Genomic DNA, 17,177 nt, shown 5'->3' with positions numbered 1-17,177 from the left:
CCTGAAGGCTCAAACGCGCCCACCCTAACGTGTGTCGCGATCCAGCCATTGCTGGGCCAAGGCACGGGCCTTGGTATCAGCCTCAAATACCGCTCCCAGGTCATTTACAGCCACGACTGGCTCAAGATTCAGGACGTCCTCGATGATACTCGCGATCTGCGGAAAGCGGATGCGCCGTTCGAGAAACGCCGCCACCGCCACTTCATTGGCCGCATTGAGCATGGCCGGCGCGCTGTTACCCGCCTCGGCCGCTTGCCGCGCCAGACGCAGGCACGGAAAACGCTGCTCGTCCGGGGCTTCGAAGTCCAGGCGCGCAATCGCAAACAGATCCAGGGGCGCCACGCCGGAATCGATCCGCTCCGGCCAGGCCAAGGCATTGGCGATCGGCGTGCGCATATCCGGGTTGCCCAACTGCGCCAACACCGAACCGTCCACGTAATCGACCAAAGAGTGGATCACACTTTGCGGATGGATCACCACCTCGACCTGATCAGGCCGTGCATCGAACAACCAGCACGCCTCGATCAGCTCCAGGCCTTTGTTCATCATGCTCGCCGAATCCACGGAAATCTTGCGCCCCATGGACCAGTTCGGATGAGCGCAGGCCTGATCGGGAGACACATGCTCAAGCTCAGCCAGCGGAGTCTGCCGGAAGGGGCCACCGGACGCCGTCAGCAGAATCCGGCGCACACCGACCTGGCTCAAGCCGCGGGCGAAATCCCCGGGCATGCACTGGAAGATTGCGTTGTGCTCGCTGTCCAGCGGCAGCAGGACCGCCCCACTCTTGCGCACGGCTTGCATGAAGAGCGCGCCAGACATGACCAGGGCTTCTTTATTGGCCAGCAGAATTTTCTTGCCGGCATCGACTGCCGCCAGGGTCGGACGCAACCCCGCCGCGCCGACAATCGCCGCCACCACGGTATCCACATCGGCGTCGGCCGCCACCTGGCACAACCCCGCTTCCCCGACCAGCACCTGGGTGGTCAACCCTGCAGCCCGCAGATCATCCTGCAGCCCACGGGCCGCCGCGGCCTCAGGCACTACGGCAAAGCGCGGTGAGTGGCGCACGCACAAGGCCAGTAATTCGCGCAAACGCGTGAAGCCGGTCAGGGCGAAAACCTGGTAACGATCCGGGTGACGAGCGATGACATCCAGGGTACTCAGCCCGACGGAGCCGGTCGCGCCCAGCACGGTAACCTGCTGCAGGCCGCTCACGAAGCGATCATCCACAGCAACACCGCGAAGATCGGCAGCGCGGCAGTCAGACTGTCGATGCGATCCAGCACGCCACCATGACCCGGCAGCAGGTTACTGCTGTCCTTGATCCCGGCCTGGCGCTTGAACATGCTCTCGGTGAGGTCACCCACCACCGAGATAAACACGACGATAGCGGTGCCCAGCAAGGCCAGCAGAATCTCTTTCACCGACCAGTCACGCACCAAACCGACCACCAGCGTGATCAGTAGCGTCAAGGCCAGGCCACCGTATACGCCTTCCCAGCTCTTGCCCGGGCTGACGGCCGGAGCCAGCTTGCGCTTGCCAAATGCGCGACCAGAGAAGTAGGCGCCGATATCGGCCCCCCACACCAGCACCATCACGGCCAGGATCAATTCATTACCCATGGGGTAGCGCTTGATTTCCACCAGCCCTTGCCAGGCCGGTAGCAGGATCAGCAAGCCGATCACCAGCTTGCAGGCCACGCTGGACCATTGACCGCTGGTGCGTGGGTAAGTCAGCACCAGGAATGTTGCCAACGCCCACCACAGCACCGCCGCCCCCAATACCCAGGGTGCGATGTCCGGCAGGATGTACATCAGGAACAACAACACCGCGACCACTGCGGCGTACGCCACGCGCGGCAACTGGTTGCCGAAGCCTGCCAGGCGCGCCCATTCCCAGGCACCCAGACTCACGACCAGGCCGATGAACAGCGCAAAGCCGGAGCCTTCAAGCAGGAAAAAACCGCACAAGGCAATCGGCAGCAGGATCAGCGCCGTGATGATTCGTTGTTTAAGCATTTAAACCCGGGCTCCAGCTTCGATCTGCTCGCTCGTTTTACCGAAACGACGCTGACGGGAAGCGAAATCGGCCAGCGCATTGCGCATGGCATCGTGTTTGAAGTCCGGCCAGAACAGGTCGGAGAAGTACAACTCGGTATAGGCTAGCTGCCACAGCAGGAAATTGCTGATGCGATGCTCGCCACCGGTACGGATACACAAGTCCGGCAACGGCAGGTCGCCGGTCACCAGGCAGGTTTGCAACAGTTCGGGCGTGATGTCGTCGGGGCGCAGATGGCCGGCCTGCACTTCGCGGGCAAGCCGTTGCGCAGCCTGGGCGATATCCCACTGGCCACCGTAATTGGCTGCGATCTGCAGCACAAAACGATTACTGCCTGCGGTGATAGCCTCGGCTTCGCGCATGGCCGCTTGCAGCTCCGGGTGGAACCGCGAGCGATCACCAATGATGCGCAGACTGATGTTGTTGTCGTTGAGGCGCTTGGCCTCACGACGCAGCGCCTTGAAAAACAGGTCCATCAAGGCACTGACTTCGTCCGCGGGCCGCTGCCAGTTCTCACTGGAAAAGGCGAACAAGGTCAACACCTCGACCTTGGCCTCGGCACACACCTCAATCACTGCCCTTACCGCGTCAACACCCGCTTTATGCCCGGCAACACCCGGCATAAAGCGTTTTTTCGCCCAGCGATTATTCCCATCCATGATGATCGCGACATGGCGCGGCACCACGGAGGGCACAGTCTGCTTGGTCTTTTCCATAAAGGCGTCCTGACCCCTTATACGGCCATCAGGTCCTTTTCTTTTTCTTCGGTAGCCTTGGTGATCTGGGCTTCGGCGTCCTTGGTCAGCTTGTCGATATCAGCAACGGCACGACGCTCTTCGTCTTCGCTGATTTCCTTGTCCTTGACCAGCTTCTTCAGGTCACCCAACGCATCGCGACGGATGTTACGCACCGCAACGCGCGCATCTTCAGCGGCACTGCGCGCCTGCTTGGTGAAGCCCTTGCGGGTTTCTTCGGTCAAAGCTGGCATGGAGATCAACAACAACTCGCCGAGGTTGGTCGGGTTGAGGTTCAGGCCGGCGCTCTGGATCGCCTTGTCGACTGCCGCGAGCATGTTGCGCTCGAAGGCTACGACTTGCAGGGTGCGCGAGTCCTTCACGGTCACGTTGGCCACGCCGCTGAGCGGGGTGTCGGAACCGTAGTAAGGCACCATCACGCTGCCCAGGATGCTCGGGTGCGCCTTGCCGGTACGGATCTGACCAAATGCATGGCTCAGGGATTCCAGGGATTTCTGCATACGCGCCTGGGCGTCTTTCTTGATTTCATTGATCATTGTTGGCCTTCCTCGATCAGAGTCCCTTCCGCGCCGCCGTGTACGATATTCAGCAGGGCGCCGGGCTTGTTCATGTTAAATACGCGCAGCGGCATCTTGTGGTCGCGGCACAGGCAGATAGCAGTCAGGTCCATCACACCCAGCTTGCGATCCAGCACTTCATCGTAGGTCAGATGATCGAACTTCTCGGCATGCGGGTCTTTGAATGGGTCTGCAGTGTATACGCCATCCACCTTGGTGGCTTTGAGCACCACGTCGGCATCGATTTCGATAGCACGCAGGCACGCCGCCGAATCCGTGGTGAAGAACGGGTTGCCTGTGCCGGCGGCAAAGATCACCACTTCCTTGGAGTTCAGGTGGCGCATGGCTTTGCGGCGATCGTAGTGATCGGTCACGCCAACCATGGAGATAGCCGACATCACGATGGCCGAGATATTGGCACGCTCCAGGGCGTCGCGCATGGCCAGGGCGTTCATCACAGTGGCCAGCATGCCCATGTGGTCGCCAGTGACCCGATCCATACCGGCCGCACTCAGTGCCGCGCCGCGGAACAGGTTGCCGCCGCCGATCACCAGGCCGACCTGCACACCGATACCGACCAATTGGCCGACTTCCAGCGCCATGCGGTCAAGCACCTTGGGGTCGATCCCGAACTCTTCCGAGCCCATCAGGGCCTCGCCGCTGAGCTTGAGTAGAATGCGTTTATAGCGAGCCTGATAACCACTGCCCTGCTGAGCCATTGCGAATCTCTCCTGCGGCGTATTTTTTAAAAATTCTTGGCGAGCCGTTTACGGCTTGCGTTCACTCTAGCTGGACGCTGTCACAGCGCCATCGGAACACGGCTTTGTAAGCCAGTTCCGAGAGGAAACCAAATAAAATTGGCCTTCCCATTTGAAAAGAGGCTGCGCGCGTGAGCGGGCAGCCTCTTTCGGCGACAGTTTGGGACTGTCTTATTGCTTGGCGGCAGCCAGCTGGGCAGCAACTTCTTCAGCGAAGTTGTCGACCGGCTTCTCGATGCCTTCGCCTACTTTGAAGTAAGTGAAGGAAACGATTTCAGCACCGGCTTTCTTGGCCAGTTCGCCAACCTTGATTTCAGGGTTCTTGACGAACGCCTGCTCAACCAGGCTTGCTTCGGCCAGGAACTTGCTGATACGGCCTTTGACCATGTTCTCAACAATGTTTTCTGGCTTGCCTTTGATTTTTTCTTCGTTCAGCTGCAGGAACACAGCTTTTTCGCGCTCGATCGCTTCGGCAGACACTTCCGAAGGCAGCAGGAACTCAGGGTTGCTTGCAGCAACGTGCATAGCGATGTCTTTGGCCAGCTCAACGTCGCCGCCTTTCAGAACAACTGCTACACCGATCTTGTTGCCGTGCAGGTAACCACCGACAACATCACCTTCAACGCGAACCAGGCGACGGATGTTGACGTTTTCGCCAACCTTGCCGACCAGTACCAGGCGAGCTGCTTCTTGAGCTTCGATCAGAGGCTCAACAGTGGTCAGCTTGTCAGCGAAGGCTTTTTCGACGCTGGCAGCAACGAATGCCTTGAAGTCATCCTGCAGAGCCAGGAAGTCGGTCTGCGAGTTGACTTCCAGCAGAACGGCGGATTTGCCGTCTTCTTTCAGGGCGATAGCGCCTTCAGCAGCGACGTTGCCTGCTTTCTTGGCAGCCTTGATGGCGCCGGAAGCACGCATGTCATCAATGGCTTTTTCGATGTCGCCGCCGGCCTTGGTCAAGGCCTTTTTGCAATCCATCATGCCTTCGCCGGTACGCTCACGCAGTTCTTTAACCAACGCTGCAGTAATCTCTGCCATTTCAAAATCCTCTTGGATAGGTTTTCAACCATTCCACCCGATCAAACGGGCGATCAATTCTTCCCGAATTTCCGTTGTAGGCCGCTGCACGTTACAAATGATGTAGCTGCGCTGCCGACAAATGGTTTTCGAGGTGGCAAAAAGGGGGCCAAGCCCCCTTTTTGCTTACTGAGTCAACGCCAGGGCGTCAGTTACTCAGCGGCAGCTACCGGAGCTTCTTCAACGAACTGCTCGGTACCGCCAGCAACGTGGTTGCGACCACGGATTACAGCGTCAGCCATCGAACCCATGTACAGCTGGATAGCGCGGATTGCGTCATCGTTGCCTGGGATGATGTAGTCAACGCCTTCCGGGCTGCTGTTGGTATCGACTACGCCGATAACCGGGATGCCCAGCTTGTTGGCTTCGGTGATCGCGATGCGCTCGTGATCAACGTCGATAACGAACAGTGCGTCAGGCAGACCGCCCATGTCCTTGATACCACCCAGGGAACGATCGAGCTTTTCCAGGTCACGGGAGCGCATCAGCGCTTCTTTCTTGGTCAGCTTGGCGAAAGTACCGTCTTCGGCTTGCACTTCAAGGTCACGCAGACGCTTGATGGAAGCACGGATGGTTTTGAAGTTGGTCAGCATGCCGCCCAACCAGCGGTGATCGACGTACGGCGAACCGCAACGTGCTGCTTCTTCAGCAACGATCTTGCCAGCGGAACGCTTGGTGCCGACGAACAGGATCTTGTTTTTGCCCTGGGCCAGACGCTCTACGAAAGTCAGAGCTTCGTTGAACATTGGCAGGGTTTTTTCAAGGTTGATAATGTGAATCTTGTTACGCGCGCCGAAAATGTATTTACCCATTTTCGGGTTCCAGTAACGGGTCTGGTGACCGAAGTGCACACCGGCCTTCAGCATATCGCGCATGTTGACTTGGGACATGATAGTTCCTTAATAAGTCGGGTTTGGCCTCCACGTATCCCAATGACCAACCAGCGGCATCAAGGCCTCCGGCACCCAGGTCATCGTGTCGACACGTGTGTGGATTTAAGCTTTTCGGGGTATCCCCGGAAAGCGGCGCATTTTATACCACAGCAAGGGCGAAAACGAAACCCGCAATCACACCTGACCGCAGCGGTCTGTGCGCAAGCCGTTGAATAGAGCGGATTTACCCCCACTCTATAGATAGAAGCGATCGTCAGGGGCTCATGGTTTACCGCCCGCGTCTGGTAGAATCGCGTTTTTTGTGGTTTGTGCGAATTCAGCAACCTTTTGTCGCACGCCCGTAAACCGTATTGATTTCAGCGCGTCGCGCTAGAGAGAGCCTGTATGACCGTTAGTTTGAAAACCGCCGAAGACATCGCCGGCATGCGCATCGCCGGCAAACTGGCCGCCGACGTGCTGGAAATGATTGCAGAGCACGTAAAGCCGGGCGTCACCACCGAAGAGCTGAACCAGATCTGCCACGACTATATCGTCAATGTGCAAAAGGCCATCCCTGCGCCGCTGAACTACAAAGGCTTCCCCAAGTCGATCTGCACCTCGGTCAACCATGTGGTGTGCCACGGCATTCCCGGTGACAAGCCGTTGAAGGACGGCGACACCCTGAACATAGACGTCACCGTGATCAAGGACCGCTACTTCGGCGACACCAGCCGCATGTTCCACGTCGGCAACGTGCCGGTCTGGGCCGAGCGCCTGTCCCAGGTGACCCAGGAATGCATGTACAAGGCCATCGAAATCGTCAAGCCAGGCTGCCGCCTGGGTGACATCGGTGAAGTGATCCAGAAGCACGCCGAAAAGAACGGCTTCTCGGTGGTGCGCGAATTCTGCGGCCACGGCATCGGCACCGTGTTCCACGAAGAACCACAGATCCTGCACTACGGCCGCGCCGGCACCGGCATGGAACTCAAGGCAGGCATGACCTTTACCATCGAGCCGATGATCAACCAGGGCAAGGCCGATACCAAGGTGCTGGGCGACGGCTGGACAGCTATCACCAAGGACCGCAAGCTCTCGGCCCAGTGGGAACACACGCTGCTGGTCACCGAAACCGGCTACGAGATCTTCACGTTGCGTGCAGACGACACCATTCCTCGCGTTTCGGCGTGAGGGTTGCTTCGGTTTTCCAGCTTCAACCGTGTGACTGACTCAATAGATAGATAGGAAAGCCGACCGATGCCCCAGGTGGATCCCGAACTCTTCGACCGTGGCCAGTTCCAGGCCGAGCTGGCATTGAAGGCGAGCCCCATCGCCGCCTTCAAGAAAGCCATCCGCCAGGCACGCGAGGTGCTCGACGCGCGTTTTCGCAGTGGTCGGGACATCAGACGACTGATCGAGGACCGCGCCTGGTTCGTCGATAACATCCTGCAGAAAGCCTGGGAACAGTTCAGCTGGAGTGCAGACGCCGATATCGCCCTGGTGGCGGTCGGCGGCTACGGTCGCGGCGAACTTCACCCCTACTCCGACATCGACCTGTTGATCCTGCTGGACAGCGCCGACCACGAAACCTTTCGCGATTCCATCGAGCGTTTTCTGACATTGCTGTGGGACATCGGCCTGGAAGTCGGCCAGAGCGTGCGCTCGGTGGATGAATGCGCCGAAGAGGCCCGTGCCGACTTGACGGTGGTCACCAACCTGATGGAAAGCCGCACCATCTGCGGCCCCGAGCGCCTGCGCCAGCGGATGCTCGAAGTCACCAGCACCGCACACATGTGGCCGAGCAAGGATTTCTTCCTGGCCAAGCGCGCCGAACAGAAGGCACGGCACCACAAGTACAACGACACCGAATACAACCTGGAGCCCAACGTCAAAGGCTCCCCGGGCGGGCTGCGGGATATCCAGACGATTTTGTGGGTGGCGCGCCGCCAATACGGCACGCTGAACCTGCGCGCCCTGGCTGGCGAAGGCTTCCTGGTGGAGAGCGAAAACACCCTGCTGGCCTCGTCCCAGGAGTTCCTGTGGAAGGTGCGCTACGCCCTGCACATGCTCGCCGGGCGCTCCGAGGACCGCCTGCTGTTCGATCACCAACGCTCCATCGCCACCCTGCTGGGCTTTGAGGGCGAAGACGCGAAGACCAGCATCGAAAGCTTCATGCAACAGTACTACCGGGTGGTCATGAGCATCGCTCAGCTCAGCGACTTGATCATCCAGCACTTCGAGGAGGTGATCCTGGCCCCCGAAGACGAAGCGCCGCCGCAGCCGATCAATGCGCGCTTCCAACTGCATGACGGTTATATCGAAGCACGCAACGACAACGTGTTCCGCCGCACCCCGTTCGCCATGCTGGAAATCTTTGTGCTGATGGCCCAGCAGCCGGACATCAAAGGCGTGCGCGCCGATACCATCCGCTTGCTGCGGGAAAACCGTCACCTGATCGACGACGAATTTCGCAACGACATCCGCAATACCAGCCTGTTTATCGAACTGTTCAAGTGCCGCATCGGCATCCACCGCAACCTGCGGCGCATGAACCGCTACGGCATTCTCGGGCGCTACCTGCCGGAGTTCGGCTTTATCGTCGGGCAAATGCAGCACGACCTGTTCCACATCTACACCGTCGATGCCCACACCCTGAACCTGATCAAGCACCTGCGTAAGTTGCAGTACACCCAGGTATCAGAGAAATTCCCGCTGGCCAGTAAGCTAATGGCCAAGCTGCCCAAGCCCGAGCTGATCTACTTGGCGGGCCTGTATCACGATATCGGCAAGGGTCGCCATGGCGATCACTCGGAAATCGGTGCAGTGGACGCCGAAGCCTTCTGCCAGCGCCACCAACTGCCCCTCTGGGACAGCCGCCTGATCGTCTGGCTGGTGCAAAACCATCTGGTGATGTCGACAACCGCCCAGCGCAAGGACTTGTCCGACCCGCAGGTGATCCACGACTTTGCCGGCAAAGTCGGCGATGAAACCCGTCTCGACTATCTTTATGTGCTGACCGTCTCCGACATCAACGCCACCAACCCCACGTTATGGAACTCCTGGCGCGCCAGCCTGTTGCGTCAGCTGTACACCGAGACCAAGCGCGCCCTGCGCCGCGGCTTGGAAAACCCGGTGGACCGCGAAGAGCAGATCCGTCGCACCCAAAGTGCGGCCCTGGATATTCTGGTACGCGGTGGTAACGACCCGGACGACGTCGAACAGCTCTGGTCGCAACTGGGCGACGATTATTTCCTGCGCCACACCGCCGGCGACGTGGCCTGGCACAGCGATGCGATCCTGCAGCAGCCGGCCGACGGTGGCCCGCTGGTATTGATCAAGGAAACCACCCAGCGCGAATTCGAAGGCGGCACGCAGATCTTCATCTACGCGCCGGACCAGCACGACTTCTTCGCCGTGACCGTGGCCGCCATGGACCAGCTCAACCTGAACATCCATGACGCCCGGGTCATCACCTCCAGCAGCCAGTTCACCCTCGACACCTACATCGTGCTCGACACAGACGGCGACTCTATTGGCGATAACCCGGCGCGGGTGAAAAAGATCCGCGAAGGCCTCACCGAAGCCCTGCGCAACCCGGACGATTACCCAACCATCATCCAACGCCGGGTACCACGCCAGCTAAAGCATTTTGCCTTTGCGCCCCAGGTGACCATTTCCAACGACGCGCAGCGACCGGTGACGGTGCTGGAACTCAGCGCGCCGGATCGCCCGGGCCTGCTGGCGCGCATCGGCGGGATTTTCCTGGAGTTCGACCTGTCGTTGCAGAATGCCAAGATTGCGACCCTCGGCGAACGGGTGGAAGACGTGTTCTTCATCACCGACGCTGATAACCAGCCGCTGTCCGACCCTGAGCTGTGTCGCCGCCTGCAGGATGCGATCGTGGAACAATTGAGCGTGACCCAGGAACCCGGCGTTGAGCTGACCCGACTGACTATTTGAATTCTTAACTTTGTGAACACGAGTCATGTGGGAGCTGGCTTGTCTGCGATGCAGACACCTCGGTCCGTCAGGTCGACCGCAGTGATGCCATCGCAGGCAAGCCAGCTCCCACAGGGGCCGCGCTCACCGTGATAGAGGCTTATATGAACAACGCCCTTAACCAGTTGCAGCCCTACCCCTTCGAGAAACTGCGCGCCCTGCTCGGCAGCGTGACGCCGAACCCGGACAAACGCCCGATTGCACTGTCCATCGGCGAACCCAAGCACAAGTCCCCGACCTTTGTCGCCGAGGCGCTGAGCAACAACCTCGACCAGATGGCGGTGTATCCCACCACGCTTGGCACCCCTGCCCTGCGTGAAGCCATCGGCGCCTGGTGCGAACGCCGCTTCAATGTGCCCAAGGGCTGGTTGGACCCGGCGCGTAACATCCTGCCGGTCAACGGCACCCGTGAAGCCCTGTTCGCCTTCACCCAGACCGTGGTCAACCGTGGCGACGATGCGCTGGTGGTCAGTCCCAACCCGTTTTACCAAATCTACGAAGGCGCCGCGTTCCTGGCCGGGGCCAAGCCGCATTACCTGCCGTGCCTGGATAGCAATGGCTTCAACCCGGACTTCGACGCCGTCTCCCCCGACATCTGGAAACGTTGCCAAATCCTGTTCCTGTGCTCCCCAGGCAACCCGACCGGCGCGCTGATTCCCGTCGACACACTGAAAAAACTCATCGCCCTGGCCGACGAATACGACTTCGTGATCGCCGCCGACGAATGCTACAGCGAACTCTACTTCGACGAACAAACCCCACCGCCCGGCCTGCTCAGCGCCTGCGTCGAACTGGGGCGCCGGGATTTCAAACGCTGCGTGGTGTTCCATAGCCTGTCCAAGCGCTCCAACCTGCCAGGCCTGCGCTCAGGTTTCGTGGCCGGCGACGCCGACATCCTCAAGGCCTTTTTGCTGTACCGCACCTACCATGGTTGCGCGATGCCGGTGCAGACCCAGCTAGCCAGTATCGCTGCCTGGCAGGACGAGGCCCATGTACTGGCCAACCGTGACCTGTACCGCGAGAAGTTCGATGCGGTGCTGGCGATCCTCAAACCGGTGCTGGATGTACAAAGCCCGGACGGTGGGTTCTACCTGTGGCCGAATGTGAATGGCGACGACGCCGCCTTCTGCCGCGATTTGTTCGTGGAAGAACACGTGACCGTGGTGCCGGGCTCGTACCTGTCACGGGAAGTGGATGGCTTCAACCCGGGTGCCGGCCGTGTGCGCCTGGCACTGGTTGCGCCGTTGGCCGAATGTGTGGAAGCGGCTGAGCGGATTCGCGCTTTTATTCAGCGTCGCGGCTAAAGGCTCGCGGGTCACTTCATGTGACCCAAATTTGCCTCGCTCATATCCAATTCCGCCAACACCTCCCTCAATACGTCATCACCAATCTGGTGGTGACGGCTCAAGCTGTACAACTCCAGCCGTTGCGCACGCAGAGCCTTGAGCCGCAGCTTGCGTTCAAGCAGGTCCATCTGGTGCGCCAGCGCCTGGGCTTCAGCCGAATCGTTGAAGACTTCCAACTGATGGCGATATTCCGACATCAGCCGGGCCTTGAGTTCGGTAGCCAATGCCGCCTGGGCGGCGTCCGGCGTTTCGGCGTCGGCAGGCTCTTCGGCCTCAAGGGCATGGATTGCAGCCACGGCGGTCTTTTTCCAGGCCTCGCGCACTTCGTTGTGGCGTTTTTCATCCGGGCTTTTTTCGACGCCGCGTAACAGCAGCGGCAGCGCGATGCACGCAGCGACCAGCGATAACAGGATCACACCGGCCGCGATGAAAATCAGCAAGTCACGCTCCGGAAAGTCCTGCCCTGGCGCCAGCAGCAGGGGCACCGACATGACACCTGCCAACGTCACCGCACCGCGGACACCGCCGACGGTCAGCAACCAGCAGGAGCGCGCCGTCGGCACCAGGGTCAGCGCGCTTTTGCCACGCAGCCTGCGCAGCAACCCCGACAGCCGCCAGATGCTCTGCACCCAGATAAACCGCAGCACCACCAGCACCAGAAAGATCGCCACCACGTCCAGGCAGCGGTACAACAGGGTCGGCCACAGGGTGGTTTCGTGGCTGACCACAGCCTTGATGATGTCCGGCAGTTGCAAGCCCAGCAGCAGGAAGATCAAGCCATTGAAGGCAAACTCCAGCAGCGACCAGACGCTGCGGTTGAGCAAACGCGTACTGGTCTGGCGCGGCAGCAGGTCGAGCCAGCTCTGCATCATGCCCGCCGCCACCGCCGACAAAATGCCCGAAGCGCCCAGGCGCTCAGCCAACACGTAGGCAGCAAAGGGCAACAACAGCATGAACACCACATGGGTCGCGGGGTCATCCCAGCCCCGTGCAATCATCCACGCGCGCAGACGGCCGACCAGCCAGCTCAACGCTACCCCGACCGCCAAGCCGCCCACGGCGACCAATACAAAGGTCAGGCTGGCATCCGCCAGGGAAAACACCCCGGTCAACGCCGCCGTCAGGGCAAACTTGAAGGTCACCAGGCCTGACGCGTCATTCATCAGCGCCTCGCCTTGAAGCATGTGCATCAGCGGTTTAGGCAAGCGATTCTGAGAAATGGCCGACACCGCCACGGCATCCGTCGGGGATAAAACCGCCGCAAGGGCAAAGGCCACCGGCAAGGGGATCGAGGGCAGCAACCAATGAATGAAGTAGCCGGCGCCGACCACGGTAAACAGCACCAGGCCCACCGCCAATGTCAGAATCGGGCCACGTAGGCGCCACAGTTCGCGCTTGGGCATGCGCCAGCCATCGGAAAACAACAGCGGCGGCAGGAACAGAAACAGGAACAGCTCCGGGTCCAACGCCACATGCAGCCCCAATGTGGGCCAGGCCAGCAAGGCGCCGGCGGCAATCTGTACCAAGGGCAACGGTAGCGGGATGATGCGTCCGACCAGACGCGAAAAGCTGACCAGCATCAGCAGGATAAGAACAGTGTAGGCGGTTTGCATAACGCGGATTTCCCGGACAATCGACTTGCAACGACACATCAGGCAACAACTGGCCGTTGAAGTGCCATATTACCCCGCTATGTTACTCGCCTATGCCGCGCACCGGCTTTTGCACAAAAGTCGCAGGATGCTGACGGGCGGCGCCGAAACCGGCTGGTCGTGGCATAATCCGTGATCTTTCATTTTTCATTGGTCCAAAGGGGGGCAATTCCTTGACCGCTTCAAGCAAAACCCTGCACCTTTTCGGCATCAAAGCCTGGGATGCAGCATAAGAAACGCTCAAGGCCTTTAATATCAAGGCCTTGACCATAAAAACACCCACAAAAAGCACCAACTTTTGCGACTCTTCTAAACCCAATAAACATTGGTCCAAACGGTTGCGTTTTGGGGAAGAAACTCCAACGCGAAATCCCGCCACCGGCGTCCTGCCGACGAACACCACTCCCAAATCTGATTCACCTCGATTACTGTACACGCATACAGTACTTGAGATTCACCTATGAACGTTGACATGGACACCGATGATTGGCTCGGTTGCCCCACTCCGCTGGAGATGTACAAGCACCAATGCTCAATCCTCGTAGATGAACTGGTCGAGACAGAGCGCATGTTGCGCAGAGCACGGGCGAATATCGCCGGACTGGTCCAGATGAATGACCTGCTAATGAAAGGCAAGGCTCAGGCCGAGCAGCAGTTAAGCCTGGCAAGCTCAGAGCTCGCCGACCTTAAGGGCTCGCTCACAGAGCCTGGAGTGCTCAGTATTAGGCTTGTGGCCGGGCAGCGCGATCACTTCATGCGTGAGAATCAACGACTGCTGGCAGAGTTAAAAGCACTGCATGAGCTTCACCCGAGCTCATCTGAATAGGCTGCTACAGCTTCTTCCGTCAGTACCCGCCACTCACCCTCATCTATCAGGCCCTGCTCCTTCAAGTCATTCGCCAGGGCCAGCCGCGCTTTATAGCGCTCTTCTGGTACGCCCTATAAGGTCTACAACATTCAACGACAAATGACCTTGCAAAAACTACTGTATGTTTATACAGTGAAATCTGTTGAACGAAGATGGTTTCGAATCCATCGACTGAAAACCCGACGAACGGGGATCATTGAAATCGCACGTTAATACACCCAAATTGACTAACGTTGTAGAGATAATGAAACAACCGTAACGTAGGATTCATCATGCTTTCGCTACGATTTTGCTTCATAGAAAAGCTTCATGAACCTGTTAGGTCAATCGTATTGACGAGACCACTAACGTAGCCCATATTTGGATTGTGACTTTTGGCGAAGGTTGACAGTCTCACCAATAGCTATAGAATCCCGCGACCTTTTATAAACATCAGGATCGTCGGGAATGGTTCAGGAAGAGCTTAATCAGAAGCAGAAAACGGTTGCAATTCTGTACGACAACGTGCTACATGCTGCAAACCGTGTTTTGCACCAAGCAAAAAACTATTCTATAAGCGTCCTGAAGCTTGAAAACCCGACGTACGCACAAATAGCAGCACAGTTCAGGGAGGTGTGCTCGATCATTGATCTGCTAGCGAGTCAGATTGACGATCCCCACACAGCGCAAAAAGCGCAGGAATACGTGGGATGCATGGAAGGGATAGCGAAAGCAATCGACGAAGACGATGCTGACGCTCTCGAAAGCTTTGTTAAACAACTAGATATGAGGTCATTCCTGTGAAAAAGCTAAGCGATTTCGAATTTGCCGCACTGGCCAAACGCGCCACCGCTATTCTCGAATCTATCGAGCGTAAGCTGGACGCTACCGAAAAAGCATTGGCATCCCATGTAGGCGCCAAGCAAGCAGCTTAATTGCCGCATTGAATTCCTGGCCTCGCTTTTGCGGGGCCTTTTCATTTGTAGCGTGCAATGAATTTCTTGACCAACCTAAACCAGCACCAGTACCACCATCCCGATCGCCCCTCCCCTTCTGACAACTTGAGACACTATATATAGGCCTTTCCCAGAGCCCAGATACAAGATAATGCGTTTTTGAGGGGTTAGCAACGCACTGCCTGTGGATAACACTGTGGGTAAAATGTGTATTGATCTTTGAACACCCGTGCAGGCCGCAGCATCACTGGGTTGCACCGTTTATCACAGAATTTTCTGGCTATAAAACAAAGACTTAATACGGTGCAATAGCACTCACATACGCCTGGCAAGCACGCAAAGCGATTATGGCGTTATCCCCGTCATCGGTGATGCGGATAATTCTTTGAGAATGCGCTGGGTCAAGTTGGGCTCGACGGGCTGCATGAACCACGCCGGCGGTGCCGGGGGTGGTAGGCACGTTGCAGCCACTGGCTGAATCCTCGGCAAGGAGGACTGACAGCCGGACATCAGCAGTAGCAAGCTGGTCACGCAGGCGAGCTTGGTTGCGTTGGGCATCGGATAATTCCTTCGTGTGTTGTTGGTCCTGGAGCGCGAGCTGTTGCTCGGTGGCTAGGCGCTTATCCAGCTCGGCCGACTGCTGAAGCCAGGCCTCGCCAGTGATTGCATCCAGTTCCCTCTGGTGGTGGGCGCCCTGCTCCGCAATACGCTCGGCCATCTTCTTGCCCAGACGCCAGTCCTGAACCTGCCATGCCCCGCCAAAACCGATGCCCAGCGCCAGCAGGATTGCCAGCCCCAGGCCGGCCAGCTTCTGTACCGGCGTCATGCCAGCGCCCGCCGTACGCCTTCGGCCAACACCGCATCAGGGTAGGCATAGCCTGCGTTCTCGTGATGGATGATGGCTTTGACGAAGCCAGCCATTACGGCGGGCCGGGCCAGATCCACCTCGGCGCCAGGCCGGGTGCCGGTGTTCGCTTCGACCGAGCGCACGTACGCCGCAGTGTCGTTCTCTACCGACGGCGCCCACCGGCTGATGATCGCCTTCACAGTTTTCAGGCCATGTTTTCGCTGATAAGTCAGCAGCAGCTTGCCCAGGGCGCGAATACCATTCTCGGGCGTATCGAACCTGGCGAAGCGCTTTTCTACCGCAGGGTCTGGCTTCAACTGGCCCTGCCACTGGTTGGCCGGGTTGTAATCGATATTTCCGGGGTTTTTGTTGCGTACCCCGCGAGTTTCGGTGGTCGACATGCTTTTCTCCAGGCGTAAAAAAGCCCGCTCAATTGGCGGGCTGCTATTCTTCGGTCGATCTGAGTGGCGGCGGCGTATCGACCTTTGGCATTTCAAGCCGCACATCGATCCAGCTATTCAGCGGGACATCCATAGGTGCGCCCCAGCCCGGCACCATCTCCCCGTCGTCGGTGAGCGTCCAGCGCTGTTTGAATAGGCGAATGATGACAGTGCCGTCCTCTTCCTGATGGCTGTCGGTGATACCAAGCATCCGCCCACCGTCAGGGGAGCTTGGGTCGTGGGTCCGCCAGCCCTCCAGTGCCAGGCCAAGGCTTCCCGTCACCCGATACTCGCCAACGCCGAGGCGCTCAACAATAACGCCGCGTGCCTCATCGTTGGCCACACCCCATTCGCCGGCGGGGAGAAACGATTCCTCTTGCAGGTCGCGGCGCTCGCTGGCGGACACACTCGCAATTCTCAGGATTGGCGATGCCGCAGAAAGCGCACCGCCGGAACCGCGGGTGGTGTTGCCTGTGTGATAAAGCTTGTATGTGGGGCCGAATGCGCCGCCACTGTTAGATTCCGTGGTTCTAAAATGTAAGTTACCGGTGCCTTGAGCAACGGGGATGAGCAACTGCGCCTCGAAGTCCTGAGCATAGGGAATACGGATAACCGTGCTGTACGACAAGCCTGAAGACGAGCCGGGAGCGCCAAGTCTGGAAAAAGCACCACCTTGGCCGGGTTCGCCAGGCCTATCTGCTTGATATGTCGTCGGCGCATTGTTCGAATAAAACCCACTGTAAGTACCCGCAGGGATAAGCTCGCCGTCTTGCAACCCAAAGCTTTTAGTTGAGGCCGCTCCCAGCCCTAAGTTTTGCCGGGCAGAACTCGGCGTATTCCCGCCCGTGCCGCCTTTTGCAACGGGTAGCGCTGCTGGCAACTGTCCGTTAGCCGGAGCCCCAAGGGCAGTATAAAGCTCGTTCGAGTTGTCGTTATTCTTCTGGCTGGCAGTACGAAACGTATCGCCGCCTTGACCTGTCGGCGCCGTGCCGAGATTAATGCTTTGTCTTGCCATTAAA

The 17,177-nt window shown here is 58.6% G+C and carries 18 protein-coding genes; 6 read left to right on the top strand and 12 right to left on the bottom strand.

Annotated features, from left to right (window positions below; all coding sequences use genetic code 11):
• Positions 1-24: 24 nt before the first annotated feature.
• From ispC to rpsB, 7 genes are all read right to left on the bottom strand, one after another.
• The gene (gene ispC, locus PSEBG33_RS20070; protein WP_005785718.1) at positions 25-1,215 is read right to left on the bottom strand and encodes a 1-deoxy-D-xylulose-5-phosphate reductoisomerase; all 1,191 of its coding nucleotides are present in this window, start codon (positions 1,213-1,215) and stop codon (positions 25-27) included.
• Positions 1,212-2,018: a phosphatidate cytidylyltransferase gene (locus tag PSEBG33_RS20075; RefSeq protein WP_005785716.1), complete on the bottom strand. Its 807-nt coding sequence runs from the start codon at positions 2,016-2,018 to the stop codon at positions 1,212-1,214. Before PSEBG33_RS20075 ends, ispC begins: the two co-directional genes overlap by 4 nt.
• A complete protein-coding gene (uppS, locus tag PSEBG33_RS20080; RefSeq protein ID WP_005785713.1) occupies positions 2,019-2,774 on the bottom strand; it encodes a polyprenyl diphosphate synthase in 756 nt (251 codons plus the stop codon). It lies immediately after the preceding gene.
• Positions 2,775-2,791: 17 nt separating this feature from the next.
• Positions 2,792-3,349: a ribosome recycling factor gene (gene frr, locus PSEBG33_RS20085; RefSeq protein WP_003189163.1), complete on the bottom strand. Its 558-nt coding sequence runs from the start codon at positions 3,347-3,349 to the stop codon at positions 2,792-2,794.
• Positions 3,346-4,089 carry a UMP kinase gene (gene pyrH, locus PSEBG33_RS20090; RefSeq protein WP_003189161.1) on the bottom strand — a complete coding sequence of 248 codons (744 nt, stop codon included), beginning with the start codon at positions 4,087-4,089 and terminating at the stop codon, positions 3,346-3,348. Before pyrH ends, frr begins: the two co-directional genes overlap by 4 nt.
• A gap of 210 nt (positions 4,090-4,299) precedes the next feature.
• Positions 4,300-5,163, bottom strand: coding sequence for a translation elongation factor Ts (gene tsf / locus PSEBG33_RS20095; RefSeq protein ID WP_005785711.1), 864 nt, complete (start codon positions 5,161-5,163; stop codon positions 4,300-4,302).
• Positions 5,164-5,354: 191 nt separating this feature from the next.
• Positions 5,355-6,092, bottom strand: coding sequence for a 30S ribosomal protein S2 (gene rpsB / locus PSEBG33_RS20100; RefSeq protein ID WP_003189158.1), 738 nt, complete (start codon positions 6,090-6,092; stop codon positions 5,355-5,357).
• Between the two features lie 387 nt (positions 6,093-6,479).
• On the opposite strand from rpsB, the gene map reads away from it, so the two are divergent.
• The 3 genes from map (at position 6,480) to dapC (ending at position 11,374) form a co-directional block, all read left to right on the top strand.
• Positions 6,480-7,262: a type I methionyl aminopeptidase gene (map, locus tag PSEBG33_RS20105; RefSeq protein ID WP_005785707.1), complete on the top strand. Its 783-nt coding sequence runs from the start codon at positions 6,480-6,482 to the stop codon at positions 7,260-7,262.
• Positions 7,263-7,328: 66 nt separating this feature from the next.
• Positions 7,329-10,031, top strand: a complete 2,703-nt coding sequence (locus PSEBG33_RS20110; RefSeq protein ID WP_005785705.1) for a [protein-PII] uridylyltransferase — start codon at positions 7,329-7,331, stop codon at positions 10,029-10,031.
• A 143-nt stretch (positions 10,032-10,174) separates the two neighbouring features.
• Positions 10,175-11,374 (top strand): succinyldiaminopimelate transaminase, encoded by a 1,200-nt coding sequence (gene dapC / locus PSEBG33_RS20115; protein WP_005785704.1) that lies wholly within the window; start codon positions 10,175-10,177, stop codon positions 11,372-11,374.
• A gap of 11 nt (positions 11,375-11,385) precedes the next feature.
• Here dapC and PSEBG33_RS20120 read toward each other — a convergent pair whose 3' ends face one another.
• Together PSEBG33_RS20120 and PSEBG33_RS29280 are read right to left on the bottom strand one after the other, a co-directional pair.
• Positions 11,386-13,029: a Na+/H+ antiporter gene (locus PSEBG33_RS20120; RefSeq protein WP_005785702.1), complete on the bottom strand. Its 1,644-nt coding sequence runs from the start codon at positions 13,027-13,029 to the stop codon at positions 11,386-11,388.
• 82 nt (positions 13,030-13,111) lie between these two features.
• Positions 13,112-13,504 (bottom strand): hypothetical protein, encoded by a 393-nt coding sequence (locus PSEBG33_RS29280; RefSeq protein WP_157264129.1) that lies wholly within the window; start codon positions 13,502-13,504, stop codon positions 13,112-13,114.
• Positions 13,505-13,528: 24 nt separating this feature from the next.
• Here PSEBG33_RS29280 and PSEBG33_RS20125 point away from each other — a divergent pair, with 24 nt between their 5' ends.
• The 3 genes from PSEBG33_RS20125 to PSEBG33_RS29900 all read left to right on the top strand — a co-directional run bounded on the left by PSEBG33_RS20125 (position 13,529) and on the right by PSEBG33_RS29900 (position 14,850).
• On the top strand, positions 13,529-13,894 hold the full coding sequence (locus PSEBG33_RS20125; protein WP_005785700.1) for a hypothetical protein: 366 nt from the start codon (positions 13,529-13,531) through the stop codon (positions 13,892-13,894).
• Positions 13,895-14,383: 489 nt separating this feature from the next.
• Positions 14,384-14,719, top strand: coding sequence for a hypothetical protein (locus tag PSEBG33_RS20130; protein WP_005785698.1), 336 nt, complete (start codon positions 14,384-14,386; stop codon positions 14,717-14,719).
• Positions 14,716-14,850 (top strand): hypothetical protein, encoded by a 135-nt coding sequence (locus PSEBG33_RS29900; protein ID WP_254989845.1) that lies wholly within the window; start codon positions 14,716-14,718, stop codon positions 14,848-14,850. The genes PSEBG33_RS20130 and PSEBG33_RS29900 overlap by 4 nt, the downstream gene beginning before the upstream one ends.
• 316 nt (positions 14,851-15,166) lie before the next feature.
• On the opposite strand, the gene PSEBG33_RS20135 is transcribed toward PSEBG33_RS29900, so the two are convergent.
• The 3 genes from PSEBG33_RS20135 to PSEBG33_RS20145 are packed head-to-tail and all read right to left on the bottom strand — an operon-like array spanning position 15,167 to position 17,173.
• Positions 15,167-15,697, bottom strand: coding sequence for a lysis system i-spanin subunit Rz (locus tag PSEBG33_RS20135; protein ID WP_005785696.1), 531 nt, complete (start codon positions 15,695-15,697; stop codon positions 15,167-15,169).
• Positions 15,694-16,119, bottom strand: coding sequence for a hypothetical protein (locus PSEBG33_RS20140; RefSeq protein WP_005785695.1), 426 nt, complete (start codon positions 16,117-16,119; stop codon positions 15,694-15,696). Before PSEBG33_RS20140 ends, PSEBG33_RS20135 begins: the two co-directional genes overlap by 4 nt.
• Before the next feature lie 43 nt (positions 16,120-16,162).
• Positions 16,163-17,173: a hypothetical protein gene (locus tag PSEBG33_RS20145; protein WP_005785692.1), complete on the bottom strand. Its 1,011-nt coding sequence runs from the start codon at positions 17,171-17,173 to the stop codon at positions 16,163-16,165.
• Positions 17,174-17,177 lie beyond the last annotated feature (4 nt).

It is taken from the genome of Pseudomonas synxantha BG33R, assembly GCF_000263715.2.
In the GTDB taxonomy this organism is placed as follows: Bacteria; Pseudomonadota; Gammaproteobacteria; order Pseudomonadales; family Pseudomonadaceae; genus Aquipseudomonas; species Aquipseudomonas synxantha_A.
Note: the sequence above shows the minus strand (reverse complement) of the source record. Positions and strands in the feature narration are given on the sequence as shown.

Excerpts from the sequence above, each read along its gene's own strand:
- uppS (WP_005785713.1), bottom strand. The coding sequence starts at position 2,774 with ATGGAAAAGACCAAGCAGACTGTGCCCTCCGTGGTGCCGCGCCATGTC.
- rpsB (WP_003189158.1), bottom strand. The coding sequence starts at position 6,092 with ATGTCCCAAGTCAACATGCGCGATATGCTGAAGGCCGGTGTGCACTTC.
- PSEBG33_RS20130 (WP_005785698.1), top strand. The coding sequence starts at position 14,384 with ATGGTTCAGGAAGAGCTTAATCAGAAGCAGAAAACGGTTGCAATTCTG.
- dapC (WP_005785704.1), top strand. The coding sequence starts at position 10,175 with ATGAACAACGCCCTTAACCAGTTGCAGCCCTACCCCTTCGAGAAACTG.
- pyrH (WP_003189161.1), bottom strand. The coding sequence starts at position 4,089 with ATGGCTCAGCAGGGCAGTGGTTATCAGGCTCGCTATAAACGCATTCTA.
- PSEBG33_RS20145 (WP_005785692.1), bottom strand. The coding sequence starts at position 17,173 with ATGGCAAGACAAAGCATTAATCTCGGCACGGCGCCGACAGGTCAAGGC.
- tsf (WP_005785711.1), bottom strand. The coding sequence starts at position 5,163 with ATGGCAGAGATTACTGCAGCGTTGGTTAAAGAACTGCGTGAGCGTACC.
- map (WP_005785707.1), top strand. The coding sequence starts at position 6,480 with ATGACCGTTAGTTTGAAAACCGCCGAAGACATCGCCGGCATGCGCATC.
- PSEBG33_RS20110 (WP_005785705.1), top strand. The coding sequence starts at position 7,329 with ATGCCCCAGGTGGATCCCGAACTCTTCGACCGTGGCCAGTTCCAGGCC.
- PSEBG33_RS20125 (WP_005785700.1), top strand. The coding sequence starts at position 13,529 with ATGAACGTTGACATGGACACCGATGATTGGCTCGGTTGCCCCACTCCG.
- PSEBG33_RS20140 (WP_005785695.1), bottom strand. The coding sequence starts at position 16,119 with ATGTCGACCACCGAAACTCGCGGGGTACGCAACAAAAACCCCGGAAAT.
- frr (WP_003189163.1), bottom strand. The coding sequence starts at position 3,349 with ATGATCAATGAAATCAAGAAAGACGCCCAGGCGCGTATGCAGAAATCC.
- PSEBG33_RS20135 (WP_005785696.1), bottom strand. The coding sequence starts at position 15,697 with ATGACGCCGGTACAGAAGCTGGCCGGCCTGGGGCTGGCAATCCTGCTG.
- PSEBG33_RS20120 (WP_005785702.1), bottom strand. The coding sequence starts at position 13,029 with ATGCAAACCGCCTACACTGTTCTTATCCTGCTGATGCTGGTCAGCTTT.
- PSEBG33_RS20075 (WP_005785716.1), bottom strand. The coding sequence starts at position 2,018 with ATGCTTAAACAACGAATCATCACGGCGCTGATCCTGCTGCCGATTGCC.